The following is a 16,486-nucleotide window of genomic DNA, read 5'->3' on the forward strand; positions in this document are numbered from 1 at the left end:
GCCTGGGAGCCCATCGCGAGCAGGCTCGCTCCTACAGGGTTCTCCGAACAATCAGCACAGGTCGAACCCCATGCCCCTCCCCACCCACGTACGCATTGTCGAAGTCGGCCCACGCGACGGCCTGCAAAATGAAGCCCAACCCATCAGTGTTACCGATAAGGTGCAACTGGTCGACGCACTGACCGCAGCCGGGCTCGGCTATATCGAAGTCGGCAGTTTCGTTTCGCCCAAGTGGGTGCCGCAGATGGCCGGCTCCGCCGAGGTCTTCGCGCAGATCCAGCGCAAACCTGGTGTGGTCTACGGCGCGCTCGCCCCCAACCTGCGCGGTTTCGAAGATGCCCTCGCCGCCGGGGTCAAGGAAGTGGCCGTGTTTGCGGCGGCGTCCGAAGCGTTTTCCCGGCGCAACATCAATTGCTCGATCAGCGAAAGCCTGGAGCGTTTCGGGCCGATCATGGACGCCGCCAGACAACATGAGGTGACTGTGCGCGGGTATGTGTCCTGCGTGCTGGGCTGCCCCTATGAAGGTCATGTCGCCCCGGAGCAGGTCGCCATGGTCGCCCGCGAGCTGTATGCCATGGGCTGCTATGAGGTCTCGCTGGGGGACACCATCGGCACCGGCACCGCTGGCGCAACCCGCAAGATGTTTGAAGTGGTATCGAAGGAGGTGCCCCGGGAGAAACTCGCCGGGCACTTCCACGACACCTACGGCCAGGCTGTGGCCAACATCTACGCCAGCCTGCTGGAAGGCATCTCGGTGTTCGACAGCTCCATCGCAGGTCTCGGCGGCTGCCCCTACGCCAAGGGCGCCAGTGGTAACGTCGCCACCGAAGACGTGGTTTACCTGCTCAACGGCCTGGGCATCGACACCGGAATCGACCTCGACGCCTTGATGCTCGCCGGCCAGCAGATTTGCACGGTATTGGGTCGCCCTACCGGCTCCCGCGTGGCCAAGGCCCGCAGCGCACAGTGAGTGCACTGAGTGTGTCCGGGTGTTACCGCTGTGTCTGAAACGTGGGCACAAGCGAGTAACACGGAAACAAATTGTAGGGTTTTGCCTGAGGCGCAAAACCCTACAAATTTTCAAACCATTGATTTTAAAGGCTTTTATAAAGTTGGCACGCCTCCTGCTATATCTATCGCATAACAAGAATAAAAAAATTGCGGAAAACCTAATAAAAACAAGACGTAACGACTCTGACATAACAAAAACAACACGGCAGAGACGCAGCTAACAGATTTTTTTGGAGAAGATGTGCTTTTCAGGGTGCTTTTCGGAGTTACCCGCAACCGGGCAGAGAATAATAAAACTACCTTCAGGTAGCTCCCGAACTGGTTGGATCGCTTAGCGAGAAAGTAGATCAGCGCTCAAAAAAATACGTTTGCTCTTGATCCCGAATGGGGATCGCCAAAAACAGCGGTAAAGGGCAACGGTTGCCAAAAACAAAAACAGACCGACCCTCAATAATAAAAAAAGAGCACGCGCAACAAAAATTAAAGGGGAGCTTCGGCTCCCCTTTGTGCTGTCTGCGATTCTGAAAATTCTTCAAGACACTGTGGGAGCGAGCTTGCTCGCGATGGCGGTGGATCAGTCAGCACAAATGTTGAATGTCACACCCTCATCGCGAGCAAGTTCGCTCCCACAGGTTTCCTCTTCACTCCTGCTTTTCGCGCAACTCCTCGATACTGATCTCGCGCATCCGGAATTTCTGGATCTTGCCAGTCACCGTCATCGGAAACTCCTCGACGAACTTGAAGTAGCGCGGCGTCTTGAAGTGCGCAATGCGCTCCTTGCACCAGGCTTGCAGCTCTTGCTCGGTGGCGCTGTGGCCGGGGTGGAACTTGATCCAGGCGACGATCTCTTCGCCGTAGCGCGAGCAGGGAATGCCGATCACCTGCACGTCCGCAACGGCCGGATGAGTGAAGAAAAATTCTTCCAGCTCCCGCGGGTAAATATTCTCACCACCACGGATGATCATGTCCTTGTTGCGCCCGGCAATGCACACGTAACCCTCGTCGTTCATGCTCGCCAGGTCACCGGTATGCATCCACCCAGCCTGATCGATGGCGTCCGCCGTGCCTTCAGGGTTGTTCCAATAGCCGAGCATCACGCTGTAACCGCGGGTGCATAGCTCACCGATGGTGCCACGCGGCACCAGGTTGCCCGCTTCGTCGATGATCTTGCTTTCCAGTTGCGGCTGGGTGCGGCCGACGGTGGTCACGCGCAGTTCCAGGTCGTCTGAAGGACCGGTCTGCAACGACACCGGACTGGTTTCCGTCATGCCGTAGGCAATCTGCACTTCGCTCATGTGCATTTCGCTGATGACCCGGCGCATCACCTCGATAGGACAGGTTGCGCCCGCCATGATCCCGGTGCGCAGGCTCGACAGGTCGAACCCGGCACGCTGAGGTTGATCGAGCATGGCGATGAACATGGTCGGTACGCCGTACAGCGCGGTGGCCTTTTCTTCGGCCACGGTGCCCAGGGTCAGCAACGGATCGAACGCGTCGTTCGGGTAAATCATCGTACTGCCATGGGTGATGCAGCCAAGATTGCCCATGACCATGCCGAAGCAGTGATACAGCGGCACCGGGATCACCAGGCGATCGGCCACCGTCAAGCCCAGGCTTTCGCCAACCATGTAACCGTTGTTGAGAATGTTGTAGTGACTGAGGGTCGCGCCCTTAGGAAAACCGGTGGTGCCAGAGGTGTACTGGATGTTCACCGCCTGATCGAAATGCAGGCTTTCCTGACGCTCGCGCAATTGTTCAGGAGACACGCTGCCAGCCAGATCCGTCAGTTGCGACCAGGGCAGGAAACCGCTGGGCGGCTGCACATCCAGGCTGATCACGCCGCGCAACTCCGGCAACCGCTCGCTGAGCAATTTGCCGATGGACTGCTCTGCCAGTTCCGGCACCAGGCCCTGCACCATGGCGTGATAGTTCGAGGTCTTGAAGGCCCCGGCACACACCAGCCATTGGCAGCCGGATTGCTTCAACACGTATTCGAGTTCGGAACTGCGATACGCCGGATTGATGTTGACCAGGATCACGCCGATTTTCGCGGTGGCAATTTGGCTGATGCACCACTGCGCACAGTTCGGCGCCCAGATGCCGAGGCGGTCCCCGGCTTGCAGCCCCAGCGCCAGCAGTGCCCTGGCGTGCAGGTCCGCGGCCTCGGCCAATTGCCGCCAGGTGTAACGCAGCTGTTGATGGCGCACCACCAGCGCCTCCCCGTCCGGGTACTGCGCAACCGTGTTGTCGAACGCCTGGCCGATGGTCATCGCCAGCAAGGCTTTGTCCTGGGAACCACGGGTGTAACTGCGTTGCGGGCTTGCACTGGGTTGATCCATGACGACCCCTATTGTCTTTATTTTGTAGGAGCGAGCTCGCTCGCGAAGAACGTCAAGGCACCGCGTTTATCCAGACAACACGGGTTATCGTTGACGTCCTTCGCGAGCAAGCTCGCTCCTACAGAATCACCCAAGTTGACGTTTACGTAAAGGGTGATTGACAGCCATTCGTCACAGGCTTACGTTAACGTAAAGGTGAGAACCCATTGACAGTCTCACCAACCGACAAAAAAGCCAAAAGGTGACCCATGAACTATCCATCCCTGAACTTTGCCCTCGGTGAAACCATCGACATGCTGCGCGATCAGGTTCAGTCCTTCGTCGCCAAGGAGATCGCCCCGCGCGCCGCTCAGATCGACATCGACAACCTGTTCCCCGCCGACCTGTGGCGCAAATTCGGTGACATGGGCCTGCTGGGCATTACCGTGCCGGAAGAGTACGGCGGTGCCGGCCTGGGTTACCTGGCCCACGTGGTGGCCATGGAAGAAATCAGCCGTGGCTCGGCTTCGGTGGCGTTGTCCTACGGCGCGCACTCCAACCTGTGCGTCAACCAGATCAACCGTAACGGCAACCACGAGCAGAAATCCAAATACCTGCCGAAGCTGATCAGCGGCGAGCACATCGGCGCTTTGGCCATGAGCGAACCGAATGCCGGGTCCGACGTGGTGTCGATGAAACTGCGTGCCGATAAACGCGGCGACAAGTACGTGCTCAACGGCAGCAAGACCTGGATCACCAACGGTCCGGACGCCAACACCTACGTGATCTATGCCAAGACCGACCTGGAAAAAGGCCCTCACGGCATCACCGCCTTCATCGTTGAGCGCGACTGGAAAGGCTTCAGTCGCAGCAACAAGTTCGACAAGCTCGGCATGCGCGGTTCGAACACCTGCGAGCTGTTTTTCGATGACGTCGAGGTGCCGGAAGAAAATATCCTCGGCGTGCTCAATGGCGGCGTGAAAGTGCTGATGAGCGGCCTCGACTACGAGCGTGTCGTGCTCTCCGGCGGCCCGACCGGGATCATGCAGGCGTGCATGGACCTGATCGTGCCGTACATCCACGACCGCAAGCAGTTCGGCCAAAGCATCGGCGAATTCCAGCTGATCCAGGGCAAGGTCGCCGACATGTACACCCAACTCAACGCCAGCCGCGCCTATCTGTATGCCGTGGCCCAGGCTTGCGAACGCGGCGAGACCACGCGCAAGGACGCCGCCGGCGTGATCCTCTACAGCGCCGAACGCGCCACGCAAATGGCCCTCGACGCGATCCAGATTCTCGGTGGCAACGGCTACATCAATGAATTCCCGGCTGGCCGTCTGTTGCGTGACGCCAAGCTGTACGAAATCGGCGCGGGCACCAGTGAGATCCGTCGCATGCTGATCGGTCGCGAACTGTTCAACGAAACCCGCTAAACGGAGCTGCACATGGCTACCCTGCATACCCAGCTCAACCCCCGTTCAGCGGAATTCGCGGCTAATAGCGCGGCGATGCTCAAACAGGTCGACGCGTTGCACACCCTGCTCGCCCAAGTGGCGCAAGGTGGCGGCCCGAAGGCTCAGGAACGCCATACCTCGCGGGGCAAACTGCTGCCTCGCGAGCGCATCAACCGCTTGCTGGATCCGGGTTCACCGTTTCTGGAAATCAGCCAACTGGCGGCGTACGAGGTGTATGGCGAAGACGTCCCCGCTGCTGGCGTAATTGCCGGGATCGGCCGTGTGGAAGGCGTCGAGTGCATGATCGTCGCCAACGACGCCACGGTCAAAGGTGGTTCGTATTACCCGCTGACGGTGAAAAAGCACCTGCGCGCCCAGACCATCGCCCAACAGAACCGTCTGCCGTGCATCTATCTGGTGGACTCCGGCGGCGCCAACCTGCCACGTCAGGATGAAGTGTTCCCGGACCGCGAGCACTTCGGACGAATCTTCTTCAATCAGGCCAACATGAGCGCCATGGGCATCCCGCAGATTGCCGTGGTCATGGGTTCCTGCACCGCTGGCGGCGCCTATGTACCGGCGATGGCCGACGAAGCAATCATGGTCCGCGAACAAGCGACCATCTTCCTCGCCGGTCCGCCACTGGTGAAAGCCGCGACGGGTGAAGTGGTCAGTGCCGAGGACCTCGGCGGGGCCGATGTGCACTGCAAGATTTCCGGTGTGGCCGACCATTATGCCGAGAGCGATGAACACGCCCTGGCACTGGCACGCCGCAGCATCGCCAACCTCAACTGGCGCAAGCAAGGCGAGGTTCAGCAACGCACGCCGATCGCCCCGCTCTACAGCAGTGACGAGTTGTACGGCGTGGTCCCGGCTGACGCCAAGCAACCGTTTGACGTGCGCGAAGTGATTGCGCGGCTGGTGGACGGATCGGTGTTCGACGAGTTCAAGGCGCTGTTCGGGACGACGCTGGTCTGCGGTTTTGCTTACCTGCACGGTTACCCGATCGCGATCCTCGCCAACAACGGCATCCTCTTCGCTGAAGCGGCGCAGAAAGGCGCGCACTTCATCGAACTGGCGTGCCAGCGCGGCATCCCGCTGCTGTTCCTGCAGAACATCACCGGTTTCATGGTCGGGCAGAAGTACGAAGCTGGCGGCATCGCCAAGCACGGCGCGAAACTGGTGACCGCCGTGGCCTGCGCCAAGGTGCCGAAGTTCACCGTGATCATCGGCGGCAGTTTCGGTGCTGGTAACTACGGCATGTGCGGTCGCGCCTACGATCCGCGCTTCTTGTGGATGTGGCCGAATGCGCGCATCGGCGTGATGGGCGCCGAACAGGCGGCCGGCGTGCTGGTGCAGGTCAAGCGCGAACAGGCCGAGCGCAGTGGCCATGGTTTCAGCGCCGAACAGGAGGCCGAGATCAAGCAACCGATCCTCGACCAGTACGAAGAACAGGGTCACCCCTACTATTCCAGCGCGCGCCTGTGGGACGACGGTGTCATCGACCCGGCCCAGACTCGCGACGTACTGGCCCTGGCCTTGTCCGCGTCGTTGAACGCGCCAATCGAACCGAGCCGCTTCGGCGTGTTCCGGATGTGATTTTTTGTAGGAGCGAGCTTGCTCGCGATGATCGTCAACGATAACGCTGAAAGCCTGACACCCAGCGGCGCCCTCAAGACCATCGCGAGCAAGCTCGCTCCTACAGAATAGAGTTGTGGAGACGGACAATATGAGCGACTTCAACACCCTCGAACTGCTGACCGACCCCCGTGGATTTGCCACGCTGTGGCTCAGCCGTGAAGAAAAGAACAACGCCTTCAATGCCGAAATGATCCGCGAACTGATACTCGCCCTCGACAAAGTCGCCAGCGATGCCAGCCTGCGGTTTCTGATCGTGCGCGGTCGCGGCAGGCATTTCAGCGCCGGCGCCGACCTGGCCTGGATGCAGCAATCGGCCGAGCTCGATTACGCCACCAACCTCGATGACGCCCGGGAACTGGCGGAATTGATGTACAACCTGGCGAAACTGAAGATTCCGACCCTGGCCGTCGTGCAAGGCGCGGCCTTTGGCGGCGCGTTGGGCTTGATCAGTTGCTGCGACATGGCCATCGGTGCCGATGATGCGCAATTCTGCCTGTCGGAAGTGCGCATCGGCCTGGCACCCGCGGTAATCAGCCCGTTCGTGGTGCAAGCCATTGGCGAGCGCGCTACACGTCGCTATGCCTTGACCGCTGAGCGCTTCGGCGGGCAACGGGCACGGGAAATCGGATTGTTGTCGGAGAGCTATGCAAGTGCCGAGCTGGAACAGAAAGTCGAGCAATGGATCGACAATCTGCTGCTCAACAGTCCGGCCGCGATGCGCGCCAGCAAGGACCTGTTGCGCGAAGTCGGCGACGGCTCACTGACCCCGGCATTGCGCCGCTACACCGAAAACGCCATCGCCCGCATCCGCGTCAGCCCCGAAGGCCAGGAAGGCCTGCGCGCCTTCCTGCAAAAACGTCCGCCGAGCTGGCAAGCCGAAACCACCAAGGAGCCCCGTTGATGAGCGCACCTGTCCTCACCACCCTGCTGGTGGCCAACCGTGGCGAAATCGCTTGCCGGGTAATGCGTACCGCCAAGGCCCTGGGCCTGACCACCGTGGCCGTGCACAGCGCCACCGACCGTGACGCCCGGCACAGCCGCGAAGCCGACATTCGGGTTGACCTCGGTGGCAGCAAGGCCGTCGACAGCTATCTGCAGAGCGACAAACTGATCGCCGCCGCCAAGGCCAGCGGCGCCCAGGCGATTCATCCCGGATATGGCTTTCTGTCGGAGAACGCCGGGTTCGCCCGCGCCATCGAAGCGGCCGGCCTGATTTTCCTTGGCCCGCCCGCCTCGGCCATCGACGCCATGGGCAGTAAGTCCGCCGCCAAAGCCCTGATGGAAACCGCTGGCGTGCCACTGGTGCCCGGTTATCACGGCGAAGCCCAGGACCTGGAAACCTTCCGCGCCGCCTGCGAACGCATCGGCTACCCGGTGTTGCTCAAGGCCACGGCCGGGGGCGGCGGCAAAGGCATGAAAGTGGTCGAGGACGTCAGCCAATTGGCCGAAGCCCTGGCCTCGGCCCAGCGTGAGGCGCAATCGTCGTTCGGCGATTCGCGGATGCTGGTGGAAAAATACCTGCTCAAGCCACGTCACGTGGAAATCCAGGTCTTCGCCGACCAGCACGGCAACTGCCTGTACCTCAACGAACGCGACTGCTCGATTCAACGTCGTCATCAGAAAGTCGTCGAAGAAGCACCGGCGCCGGGCCTGAGTCCGGAGCTGCGGCGCGCCATGGGTGAAGCCGCCGTACGCTCGGCGCAGGCCATCGGTTACGTCGGTGCCGGCACCGTGGAGTTTTTGCTCGATGCGCGCGGCGAGTTCTTCTTCATGGAAATGAACACCCGCCTGCAGGTCGAACACCCGGTCACCGAAGCCATCACGGGCCTCGACCTGGTGGCTTGGCAGATTCGCGTGGCACGCGGCGAAGCGTTGCCGATGACTCAAGACCAGGTGCCGCTGGTGGGGCACGCGATCGAAGTGCGGCTATATGCCGAAGACCCGGGCAATGATTTCCTGCCGGCGACCGGTCGCCTGGAGCTGTATCGCGAATCCGCCCAAGGGCCGGGGCGTCGAGTGGACAGCGGCGTTGAAGAAGGCGATGAAATTTCGCCTTTCTACGACCCGATGCTCGGCAAGTTGATTGCCTGGGGTGAAGACCGTGAACAGGCGCGCTTGCGCCTGCTGAGCATGCTCGACGAATTCGCCATCGGCGGGCTGAAGACCAACATCAATTTCCTGCGGCGCATCATTAGCCACCCGGCATTTGCCGCTGCCGAACTGGATACCGGCTTCATTCCCCGTTATCAGGAACAGTTGCTACCGACCCCAGCGGAACTCAGCGATGATTTCTGGCAAGCCGCCTCCCAGGCGTTCGCCCAGAGCCAGCCCCATGCAACCCGCGCCGATGACCTGAGTTCGCCGTGGGCTGCACCTAACGGGCTGCGTGCCGGCTTGCCGAGAGAAATCACTCTTCACCTGAGTTGTGAAGGTCAGGACCGTGCGCTGACGCTGGGCGACATCAATGCCCACAGCGCTCGGCTCAAGGGCGAGCAACTGCTGACCGAGCACGAAGGCGTGCGCCGTCAGCACCGCGCAATACGCCGTGGCGACTATGTGTATTTGCAGTGGGATGGCGAGTTGCGCCGCATCGAGTCTTACGACCCGATCAGCGCCGTCGAGGCCAGCCACAGCCATCAGGGCGGGCTGACCGCTCCCATGAACGGCAGCATCGTCCGGGTACTGGTAGAGGCCGGGCAATCGGTCGAGGCCGGGGCGCAATTGGTGGTACTGGAAGCGATGAAGATGGAGCACAGCATCCGCGCGCCCCACGCCGGGGTGATCAAGGCGCTGTATTGCCAGGAAGGCGAAATGGTCAGCGAAGGCAGTGCGCTGGTCGAACTGGAAGAAGCGTGAAATGAGATCGGTCCTACGCATCGCTAGGACCGATCTGATCAGAACCTGGCTGTTGCCTGAACCACTACACCGATGATTCGACACTCTTCGGTGTACAAGGCTTTCGGATACGTCGGATTGAGCGGGACCAGATAACGCTGCCCGCCCTCTTCGATGAGCTTGCGGAACGTGGCTTCGTTGCTGCCCGGCCACTGGGCAATGACCAGTTTGCCAGGTTCGACGTCCACTGCAGGGTCCACCAGGATCAGCATGCCTTCCGGGATACTGATGCCATTGGGTGCGGTCATCGCATCGCCTGCCACTCTCAACCAGAATGCCGGCCCCCGGGCGTGGTAATCGGACAGTTCAAAGTGTCCTTTTCCGTATACCGGAACCTCGCCGTCACGCACTACGGCAGGTTCGCGCCAGTCACTGACCGGGTAGCGAAAGTACGGGTTGTACTTCTGTGTCAGGGGGATTTCGTCGTCCGTTGACGCCTGCGGCTCCCGGATCACCAGCGCCACTTCGAGAAACTCAAGGCCCAGCGCCCGCAGCACACGGTTCATGTCTTCGATGCCGGGTTCACGACGTTTGTTGAGCCAGTGGCCAATGCCGCCCTGGGACATCCCGAGGCGCTCGGCGAGTATCTCTTGAGTGATTTTGAGTTCACTCATCTTGGCCTTGACCAATTCAATCCATTTATCCATATGCGGCACGATACGTGGGCGACTCCAGCCATCAAAACACAAAATGTAGTATTTAAATTGTCGTCACAAATACAGTTCGTATTAGGATCGGTTCACGGATCTGAATCTAACACGGAGCTTGCCATCGCCATGAACCAACCCACCAATGACCTGCCGGACATGCACATCGACACCACCTTTACCTCGCCCCTGGACTCAGCGGCGGCACAACGCGCGCTGGACTATTACTTGAAACCAGCTGTTTCGGAGGGAGTGGCCGAGCCGCGTTTTTTTGATGTAAACCGCAATATCAGCGGCGAAGAGGCGCTGGTCCATGCCCTGGACCTGTTGCGCTGTGCTGCCGCCACCGCGTACGAGTCCGCCAATCATCTGCAAGGCGCAAGCCGCGACCTGGCATTTTCGACGGTGCACATGATCGACATGGCCAAGGCGATGGTCGATCGATCGCTGGAGAAGTATGAAAACGGTTGAGGTGAGAAGACAAATCGAGAGGGCAGGAAAGAATTTTCCTGTCGCGCAGGTAAAAACGTTTGACTTGCAAACGAGAATGATTATTATTGCATCAACTGGTCGCGAGATCAGTCGATGGACCAGGTGACCTTAGGTCGGTCTCCTGGACTATCTCCTCATCAGGCTAATCACGGTTTTTGACCCGGCTTTTTGCCGGGTCTTTTTTTTGCCAGTTTTTCTGGCTTTGGCTTCAGGCTAATGAAGTCTTTGGGTGCCGCAAATTCGATGGCGCGGATGATATCAAAAGAATTCCAGTTGGCAAGAGAAGCCCGGCATCATTGGCTAAAACCAGCGACAGATAGCACTTGAGAATCAATCGCATAGTCTCTAAGCTGCGGCGGCGTCAAGGAGGACGCCCCCACCCTCGCACCCCGCAATTCCCCTCGGTTTCACCCCACTCTTGCGTGTAAAGTAGCCACCATAAAAATCATATTCAAGGACCCGATTATGGCCGTGGCTAAATCTTCTTTCGACATCAGTGCCAACTTCGACAGCGGCAATATCCAGGTAATCGATGTCAGCGACCCGCTCAAGCCCCTGCTGGCGATCCGCCCCGATACCAAAAGCAACCATTTCCAATGGTTCCACTTCAAGGCAAGCGGCCTGCATGTCGGCCAGGAGCACTGGTTTCGCCTGAACAATGCCAGCCAATCCTCCTACAACAAGGCCTGGGCCGGCTATCAGGCGGTGGCGTCCTACGACCACGTCAACTGGTTCCGCGTACCGACCATTTTCGAAGGCGACTGCCTGCGCTTCAGTCTCGAAGCCGAGCAGACCCATGCCTGGTTCGCCTACTTCGAACCCTACAGCCGCGGCCGCCACGACTGGCTGATCGAGCAGGCGCTGACCAAGGCCGGCACCGAACTGCTGGCCACCGGCAAGAGTGTCGAAGGTCGCGACATCCAGCTATTGCGCAAAGGCACAGGCGTCGAAGGCCAGCGCAAAGTGTGGATCATCGCCCAGCAACATCCGGGCGAGCACATGGCCGAGTGGTTCATGGAAGGCGTGATCGAGCGCCTGGAAAAGAACGACGACCCGGTGCTGAACAAACTGCTGGCCAGCGCCGACCTGTACCTGGTGCCGAACATGAACCCGGATGGCGCCTTCCACGGACACCTGCGCACCAACGCCATGGGCCAGGACCTGAACCGCGCCTGGCAGAGCGCCAGCCAGGAAATCAGCCCAGAAGTCCTGTTCGTACAGCAGCAGATGGAAAAATACGGCGTCGATATGTTCCTCGACGTCCATGGTGACGAGGAAATCCCTCATGTGTTCACCGCTGCTTGCGAAGGCAATCCGGGTTACACACCACGGATCGAAAAACTCGAAGAACACTTCCGCAACCACCTGAAACACACCACAAAGGATTTCCAGACCAAACACGGCTACACCCGCGACGAGCCGGGTCAAGCCAACATGACGCTGGCCTGCAACAGCGTGGGCCAGAAGTACGACTGCCTTTCGCTGACCCTGGAAATGCCGTTCAAGGATCACGATGATCATCCGAACCCGTTGACGGGCTGGTCGGGCAAGCGCTCGAAGCAGCTGGGCAAGGATGTGCTCACCACCATTGCGGATATGGTCGATACCCTGCGCTGATCTCCCTTCAAGATCAAAAGATCGCCGCCTGCCGCAGGCTGCGATCTTTTTCTCCATTGCAACTAGCCGCGATCCTTGCCCCGCAACATGCTGTCCAGCACATCATCCCGCCGCACCCAGCCGTGAAACAACGCGGCCGCCAAATGCAGCAACACGGTCAGAAACAGCAGATACGCCAAATACCCATGAGCCTTGCGCAAAAACGCAAACAGCTGCGCGTCCGCCGGCACGATCGATGGCAACTGCAACGAACTGCTGAGCATCACCGGTTCGCCCGACGCCGAAATCATCGTCCAGCCCAGCAGCGGCAAGACCAGCATCAAGGCATACAGCAATACATGCGAGGCCTTGGCCGCCATCGCTTGCCAACCCGGCAAATCCGCCGGCAGCGGTGGTTGCGTGGTGGAGAACCGCACCACCAGCCGCACGATCACCAGCAGCAAAATCGCAACACCCAAAGGTTTGTGCAGATTGATCAGCCATTCATGCCGTTCGGACACCGAGGCGACCATGCCGGCACCGATAAACAGCATGGCGATGATCATCAGTGCCATCAGCCAGTGCAGCAGTCGCGCCAATGGAGCGAAGTGGTTGGGTCGGGTGCTCATTGCTGGGCCTCCTGTTTGGCGGCGGGCAACTGGCTGACTTCGCTGGTGCGACGCAGGTAGGAATTGGCGTAACCGGCTGAACGAGCGGCGAGCAACGGGTCGTCGGACCCTTCGATGCCGGCGGGTAAAACCAGCGGGTCGTAATTGATGTCACGGCATTCGCCATTGAGTTGCGGCTGGTTTTTTTCCAGCACCAGCGTGCCTGCGTTCAACACTTTGCGCCCTTCAGGCCAGGCTTTGCTGGCGTCGTTCACGGGATCGCCGGGATTGGCCAGGATGATATTCAACTGCCAACGCAACGGTCCTGCGGCTATACGCTGAACCAGGTCTTTCTCCAGAAAGTCGCTGCCCTCGGGCGCCATGGCACCCGACGCATCCTGCGCTACCGGCACCATGCTCCAGCGCACAGCCTGGCGTTGTCCGGCAGCGTTCACCAGATAAAACGCGTTGACGCTGTTATAGGTCTCGGTGACGTAACTGGCTGACGGTTTGGCGGTCTTGATCCAGGCCAGAAAGGGTGCAGCTTCCGGATGCGCACCGAAAAACGCCGGAACCGCGGTCGGGTTCGGCTTACCCGTAGCCGGGTCCGGTGACTGCGCCTGCTGCAATTGATAGAACGCCTCGGGCGTGCCCACCGGGAACACCGGCATGCTGTTCATCCCCGTGCGCCACTGCTGGCCGTTGGCCTGGGTGAAGCGCAAGGCCATGCTGCGGATCGGCACGGCACTGTCCGGAGCATAAGGATTGCCGGCCGGCAAGGCGAAACGTCCGACCACCGGCGTCCGAGCTTCGTTGAACACCTGGGCGGTGGAATAGCTGCGCGCCTCACCGCTGCTCTCGAAATGCCCGATCACGCACACGCCTTTGGAATGGTTGCGACGGAAACCCGGATGCACGCCGTTGTTGGTTTCCAGCACGTTGATCAGTTTCTTCGGAGTCAGGCGCTGTGGGTCAAAGGTGCCGTTGACGTAGGCAAACGCCCCAGCCACGGCGGCAACGACCACAGCAATGCCAGCCAGACGCAACGTCAGGCTTGCCGCACTCAAGGGTGGCCGGGTTGGCGGTGATGATCGATCTACCATGAAAGACTCCAGGGCCATCGGCCACAAGTGAGAAGAATCAAGCAGACGAACCGCATGCAGGTTTATTCCCACGCGCGGTATTTATTTTTTCTGACGTGGAATAACCTCCGGTACCGGACGTCTTCCTAGTCCCAAGCGTAGTGACTAGTCAGAACTTCATGAACGATATCGACGAACAACTGAGGGAAATCATTCCAGGATTGCGACGGTTCGCCGTGTCGTTGACGCGCAACACCAGCAGCGCTGACGACCTGGTGCAGGCGAGCCTGGAGCGGGCACTCTCGAGTTGGGCTGGCAAACGCGCCGAGGGCGACTTGCGCGCCTGGCTGTTCTCGATTCTCTATCGGCAGTTTCTCGATGCTCACCGTCGCTCCCGGCGCTACGCGCGCATGCTCGAATTCTTCACCGGGCGTGACGATGCCCAGCCCTCGGTGGAGCGCACCGTGATTGCCCAATCGACCCTCAACGCCTTCGACCGGCTGCCCACCGAGCAGCGCGCGCTGCTGCTCTGGGTGTCGGTGGAAGGTTTGAGTTACAAAGAGGTCGCCGAGATTCTCGACATACCCACCGGCACCGTGATGTCCCGCCTGTCCCGAGCTCGCCAGGCCCTGCGCCAACTCAGCGATGGCGAAATCAACCGCCCTTCCCTGCGGAGACTCAAATGATCAGCATGCCCCCCAGCGAACGTGACCTGCATGCCTACGTCGACCACCAACTGAGCGACGCCAACCGACGCCAGGTGGAGACGTTTCTGGCCGGTAACCCGCAGATGGCCGCGCAAGTGCGCGCCTGGCAGCAGGATGCCCAGGCACTGCGCGCAGCGCTGAGTGGTGCCTTGCAACAACCCTCGAACCCGGACCTGGATCCGGCGGTTATACGCCAGCGCCTTAAACGCCAATCCCGTCGACACCTGGCCAGTGCCGCGATGTTGTTCATCGCCGTCAGCGTCGGCGGTTTCAGCGGCTGGCAAGCGCGGGAGATGACACTGGCGAGTCCCCAGCTTCCAATGACCGATGCGCTGCAGGCGTATCGCCTGATTGCCCAGCAAGGCCTCCTGCCGGCGGATTTCAAAGTCGGCGACGACGGTGACATGCAAGGCTGGCTCGACCGCTACTTCACACAGGCCAATCGCCTGCCCGACCTTTCGGATGCCGGTTTCAAACCGGTCAGCGGGCGCCTGCTGAGCACCGAGCAAGGCCCGGCGGCGATGGTGGTCTACGAGAACCAGAGCGGGCAGAAAATCAGTTTCTACGTGCGCCCGCCAGGGCCGAAAAACTTCCTGCTGCCCAGGGGCAGTCGCAGTGATGGCGAGTTGCAGGCCGAGTACTGGTCGGGAAGTGGCTACAACTATGCGATGGTCAGCCCGGCAGATACACCGGCGGCGCGAATGCTCAAACAGACCACTCAATTCTGATCGCCATCCAGCTGCTTTTTTTGTGGGAGTTTGCGGTGTTCCTTTAGAACCCAGTGACGGTGGCCCGGAATATGCCGACACTGCTGGAAGCAGATTCCCTGCTCTGATTACACTATGGCGGCGCAGCACAAAGAGCCTGCCCGTACACCAGAGGTGATATCCCAGTGGCCGTTCGACCGCCCAGCCGTTCGCGAATCAAATCGCGCTGGCAATCGTTGCGTCGCCTTCTCGGCAAGGCACCGGCTGCCGGCAGCGCCACGGCAGGCCAGGTCATCCACGACTACTTTCGCCATCAGGCCCATGCCCAGGGCTACACCCTCAGTCACAGCCAACAGCGGGTGATCGACTGCATGGCCCGGCATGCCTGCATGCTGATGGGCACTGCGGCGAAACCCCTTCCCGGCCTTTACCTGCATGGTGCCGTGGGGCGCGGCAAAAGCTGGCTGCTCGACGGGTTTTTCCGGGCCATTCCCCTCGCGCAAAAACAACGTCTGCATTTCCATCAGTTTTTCGCCCAACTGCACCAGGGCATGTTCGAGCACCGCGATCAGGCCGACGCCCTGGCGATCACCCTCGATGAACTGCTCAGCGATTGCCGTGTGCTGTGTTTCGATGAGTTCCATGTGCACGACATCGGCGATGCGATGCTCATCACCCGGTTGTTCAAGGCACTGTTCCAGCGCGGCATCCTGTTGCTGGTCACCTCCAATTATCCGCCCGAAGGCCTGTTACCCAATCCGCTTTACCACGCCCGCTTCAAACCGGTGATCGACTTGATCAATACGCGCATGCAGGTGATGGAGGTCGGCGGGCCCCACGACTACCGCAGCCAGGCCCGAACCCATGCGCATCAGTTGTTCACTCAAGGTCACTACGTCTGGCCGGCGAGCGTGGCGCAACGACAATCGCTGAACCTGCCCAGGCACAATGCCCCGCCTGTTTCGTTGCCGGTAGGTACCCGGCATTTGCGAGCACGTTTCTGCGAAGGGCGCGGCATCGGTTTTACCTTCACCGATTTGTGCGATCAGCCCACGGCGGTGATGGATTATCTGGAGCTGTGCCGCCAGTTCGACCGCTGGATCATCGATGAACTGCCACTGCTGGGCGATTGCACGATTGCCGCCCAGCAGCGTTTTATCAATCTCATCGACGTGCTGTACGACCAGGACAAGCAGTTGACGTTGCTCGGGCAGCACTCATTGCGCGAAAGCCTGGGTGGCGATGCCATTGATCTGGCGCGCACGCGCAGCCGATTGGGACAACTGGTCGAAGTCAGCGAACCAGTCTGATCGATATCTTTTTGTTGT

The 16,486-nt window shown here is 60.1% G+C and carries 14 protein-coding genes; 10 read left to right on the plus strand and 4 right to left on the minus strand.

The window, feature by feature from the left end:
* Positions 1 to 70 precede the first annotated feature (70 nt).
* On the plus strand, positions 71 to 970 hold the full coding sequence (locus tag AC1RDQ_RS02365) for a hydroxymethylglutaryl-CoA lyase (RefSeq protein WP_492586150.1): 900 nt from the start codon (positions 71 to 73) through the stop codon (positions 968 to 970).
* A gap of 682 nt (positions 971 to 1,652) precedes the next feature.
* On the opposite strand, the gene AC1RDQ_RS02370 is transcribed toward AC1RDQ_RS02365, so the two are convergent.
* Positions 1,653 to 3,350 (minus strand): AMP-binding protein, encoded by a 1,698-nt coding sequence (locus tag AC1RDQ_RS02370; protein WP_492586152.1) that lies wholly within the window; start codon positions 3,348 to 3,350, stop codon positions 1,653 to 1,655.
* Between the two features lie 248 nt (positions 3,351 to 3,598).
* Between AC1RDQ_RS02370 and AC1RDQ_RS02375 the strand changes: the two genes are divergently transcribed.
* From AC1RDQ_RS02375 to AC1RDQ_RS02390, 4 genes are all read left to right on the plus strand, one after another.
* Positions 3,599 to 4,762, plus strand: coding sequence for an isovaleryl-CoA dehydrogenase (locus AC1RDQ_RS02375; protein ID WP_340314095.1), 1,164 nt, complete (start codon positions 3,599 to 3,601; stop codon positions 4,760 to 4,762).
* A 12-nt stretch (positions 4,763 to 4,774) separates the two neighbouring features.
* Positions 4,775 to 6,382, plus strand: coding sequence for a carboxyl transferase domain-containing protein (locus AC1RDQ_RS02380; RefSeq protein WP_090456656.1), 1,608 nt, complete (start codon positions 4,775 to 4,777; stop codon positions 6,380 to 6,382).
* Positions 6,383 to 6,512: 130 nt separating this feature from the next.
* Positions 6,513 to 7,325, plus strand: a complete 813-nt coding sequence (locus tag AC1RDQ_RS02385) for a gamma-carboxygeranoyl-CoA hydratase (protein ID WP_090456658.1) — start codon at positions 6,513 to 6,515, stop codon at positions 7,323 to 7,325.
* On the plus strand, positions 7,325 to 9,280 hold the full coding sequence (locus tag AC1RDQ_RS02390; RefSeq protein ID WP_492586154.1) for an acetyl/propionyl/methylcrotonyl-CoA carboxylase subunit alpha: 1,956 nt from the start codon (positions 7,325 to 7,327) through the stop codon (positions 9,278 to 9,280). The genes AC1RDQ_RS02385 and AC1RDQ_RS02390 overlap by 1 nt, the downstream gene beginning before the upstream one ends.
* 38 nt (positions 9,281 to 9,318) lie before the next feature.
* On the opposite strand, the gene AC1RDQ_RS02395 is transcribed toward AC1RDQ_RS02390, so the two are convergent.
* Complete coding sequence (locus AC1RDQ_RS02395; protein WP_340314102.1) at positions 9,319 to 9,966, minus strand: LexA family protein; 648 nt, start codon at positions 9,964 to 9,966, stop codon at positions 9,319 to 9,321.
* A 129-nt stretch (positions 9,967 to 10,095) separates the two neighbouring features.
* Here AC1RDQ_RS02395 and AC1RDQ_RS02400 point away from each other — a divergent pair, with 129 nt between their 5' ends.
* The gene (locus AC1RDQ_RS02400; protein ID WP_223504161.1) at positions 10,096 to 10,437 is read left to right on the plus strand and encodes a DUF6124 family protein; all 342 of its coding nucleotides are present in this window, start codon (positions 10,096 to 10,098) and stop codon (positions 10,435 to 10,437) included.
* Positions 10,438 to 10,923: 486 nt separating this feature from the next.
* On the plus strand, positions 10,924 to 12,075 hold the full coding sequence (locus tag AC1RDQ_RS02405) for a M14 family metallopeptidase (RefSeq protein ID WP_492586156.1): 1,152 nt from the start codon (positions 10,924 to 10,926) through the stop codon (positions 12,073 to 12,075).
* Between the two features lie 62 nt (positions 12,076 to 12,137).
* On the opposite strand, the gene AC1RDQ_RS02410 is transcribed toward AC1RDQ_RS02405, so the two are convergent.
* Both AC1RDQ_RS02410 and AC1RDQ_RS02415 read right to left on the minus strand, forming a co-directional pair.
* Positions 12,138 to 12,683, minus strand: a complete 546-nt coding sequence (locus AC1RDQ_RS02410) for a cytochrome b (RefSeq protein ID WP_492586158.1) — start codon at positions 12,681 to 12,683, stop codon at positions 12,138 to 12,140.
* Entirely contained in the window at positions 12,680 to 13,765 is a 1,086-nt protein-coding gene (locus AC1RDQ_RS02415; protein ID WP_492586160.1) for a catalase family peroxidase, read from the minus strand. The genes AC1RDQ_RS02410 and AC1RDQ_RS02415 overlap by 4 nt, the downstream gene beginning before the upstream one ends.
* A 158-nt stretch (positions 13,766 to 13,923) precedes the next feature.
* Here AC1RDQ_RS02415 and AC1RDQ_RS02420 point away from each other — a divergent pair, with 158 nt between their 5' ends.
* The 3 genes from AC1RDQ_RS02420 to zapE all read left to right on the plus strand — a co-directional run bounded on the left by AC1RDQ_RS02420 (position 13,924) and on the right by zapE (position 16,468).
* Positions 13,924 to 14,430, plus strand: coding sequence for a sigma-70 family RNA polymerase sigma factor (locus AC1RDQ_RS02420; RefSeq protein WP_057714118.1), 507 nt, complete (start codon positions 13,924 to 13,926; stop codon positions 14,428 to 14,430).
* On the plus strand, positions 14,427 to 15,179 hold the full coding sequence (locus AC1RDQ_RS02425) for an anti-sigma factor family protein (RefSeq protein ID WP_492586162.1): 753 nt from the start codon (positions 14,427 to 14,429) through the stop codon (positions 15,177 to 15,179). The genes AC1RDQ_RS02420 and AC1RDQ_RS02425 overlap by 4 nt, the downstream gene beginning before the upstream one ends.
* A 164-nt stretch (positions 15,180 to 15,343) precedes the next feature.
* The gene (gene zapE, locus AC1RDQ_RS02430) at positions 15,344 to 16,468 is read left to right on the plus strand and encodes a cell division protein ZapE (protein ID WP_492586164.1); all 1,125 of its coding nucleotides are present in this window, start codon (positions 15,344 to 15,346) and stop codon (positions 16,466 to 16,468) included.
* The last annotated feature ends 18 nt before the right edge of the window (positions 16,469 to 16,486 follow it).

It is taken from the genome of Pseudomonas sp. GW823-FHT02E01, from assembly GCF_058797535.1.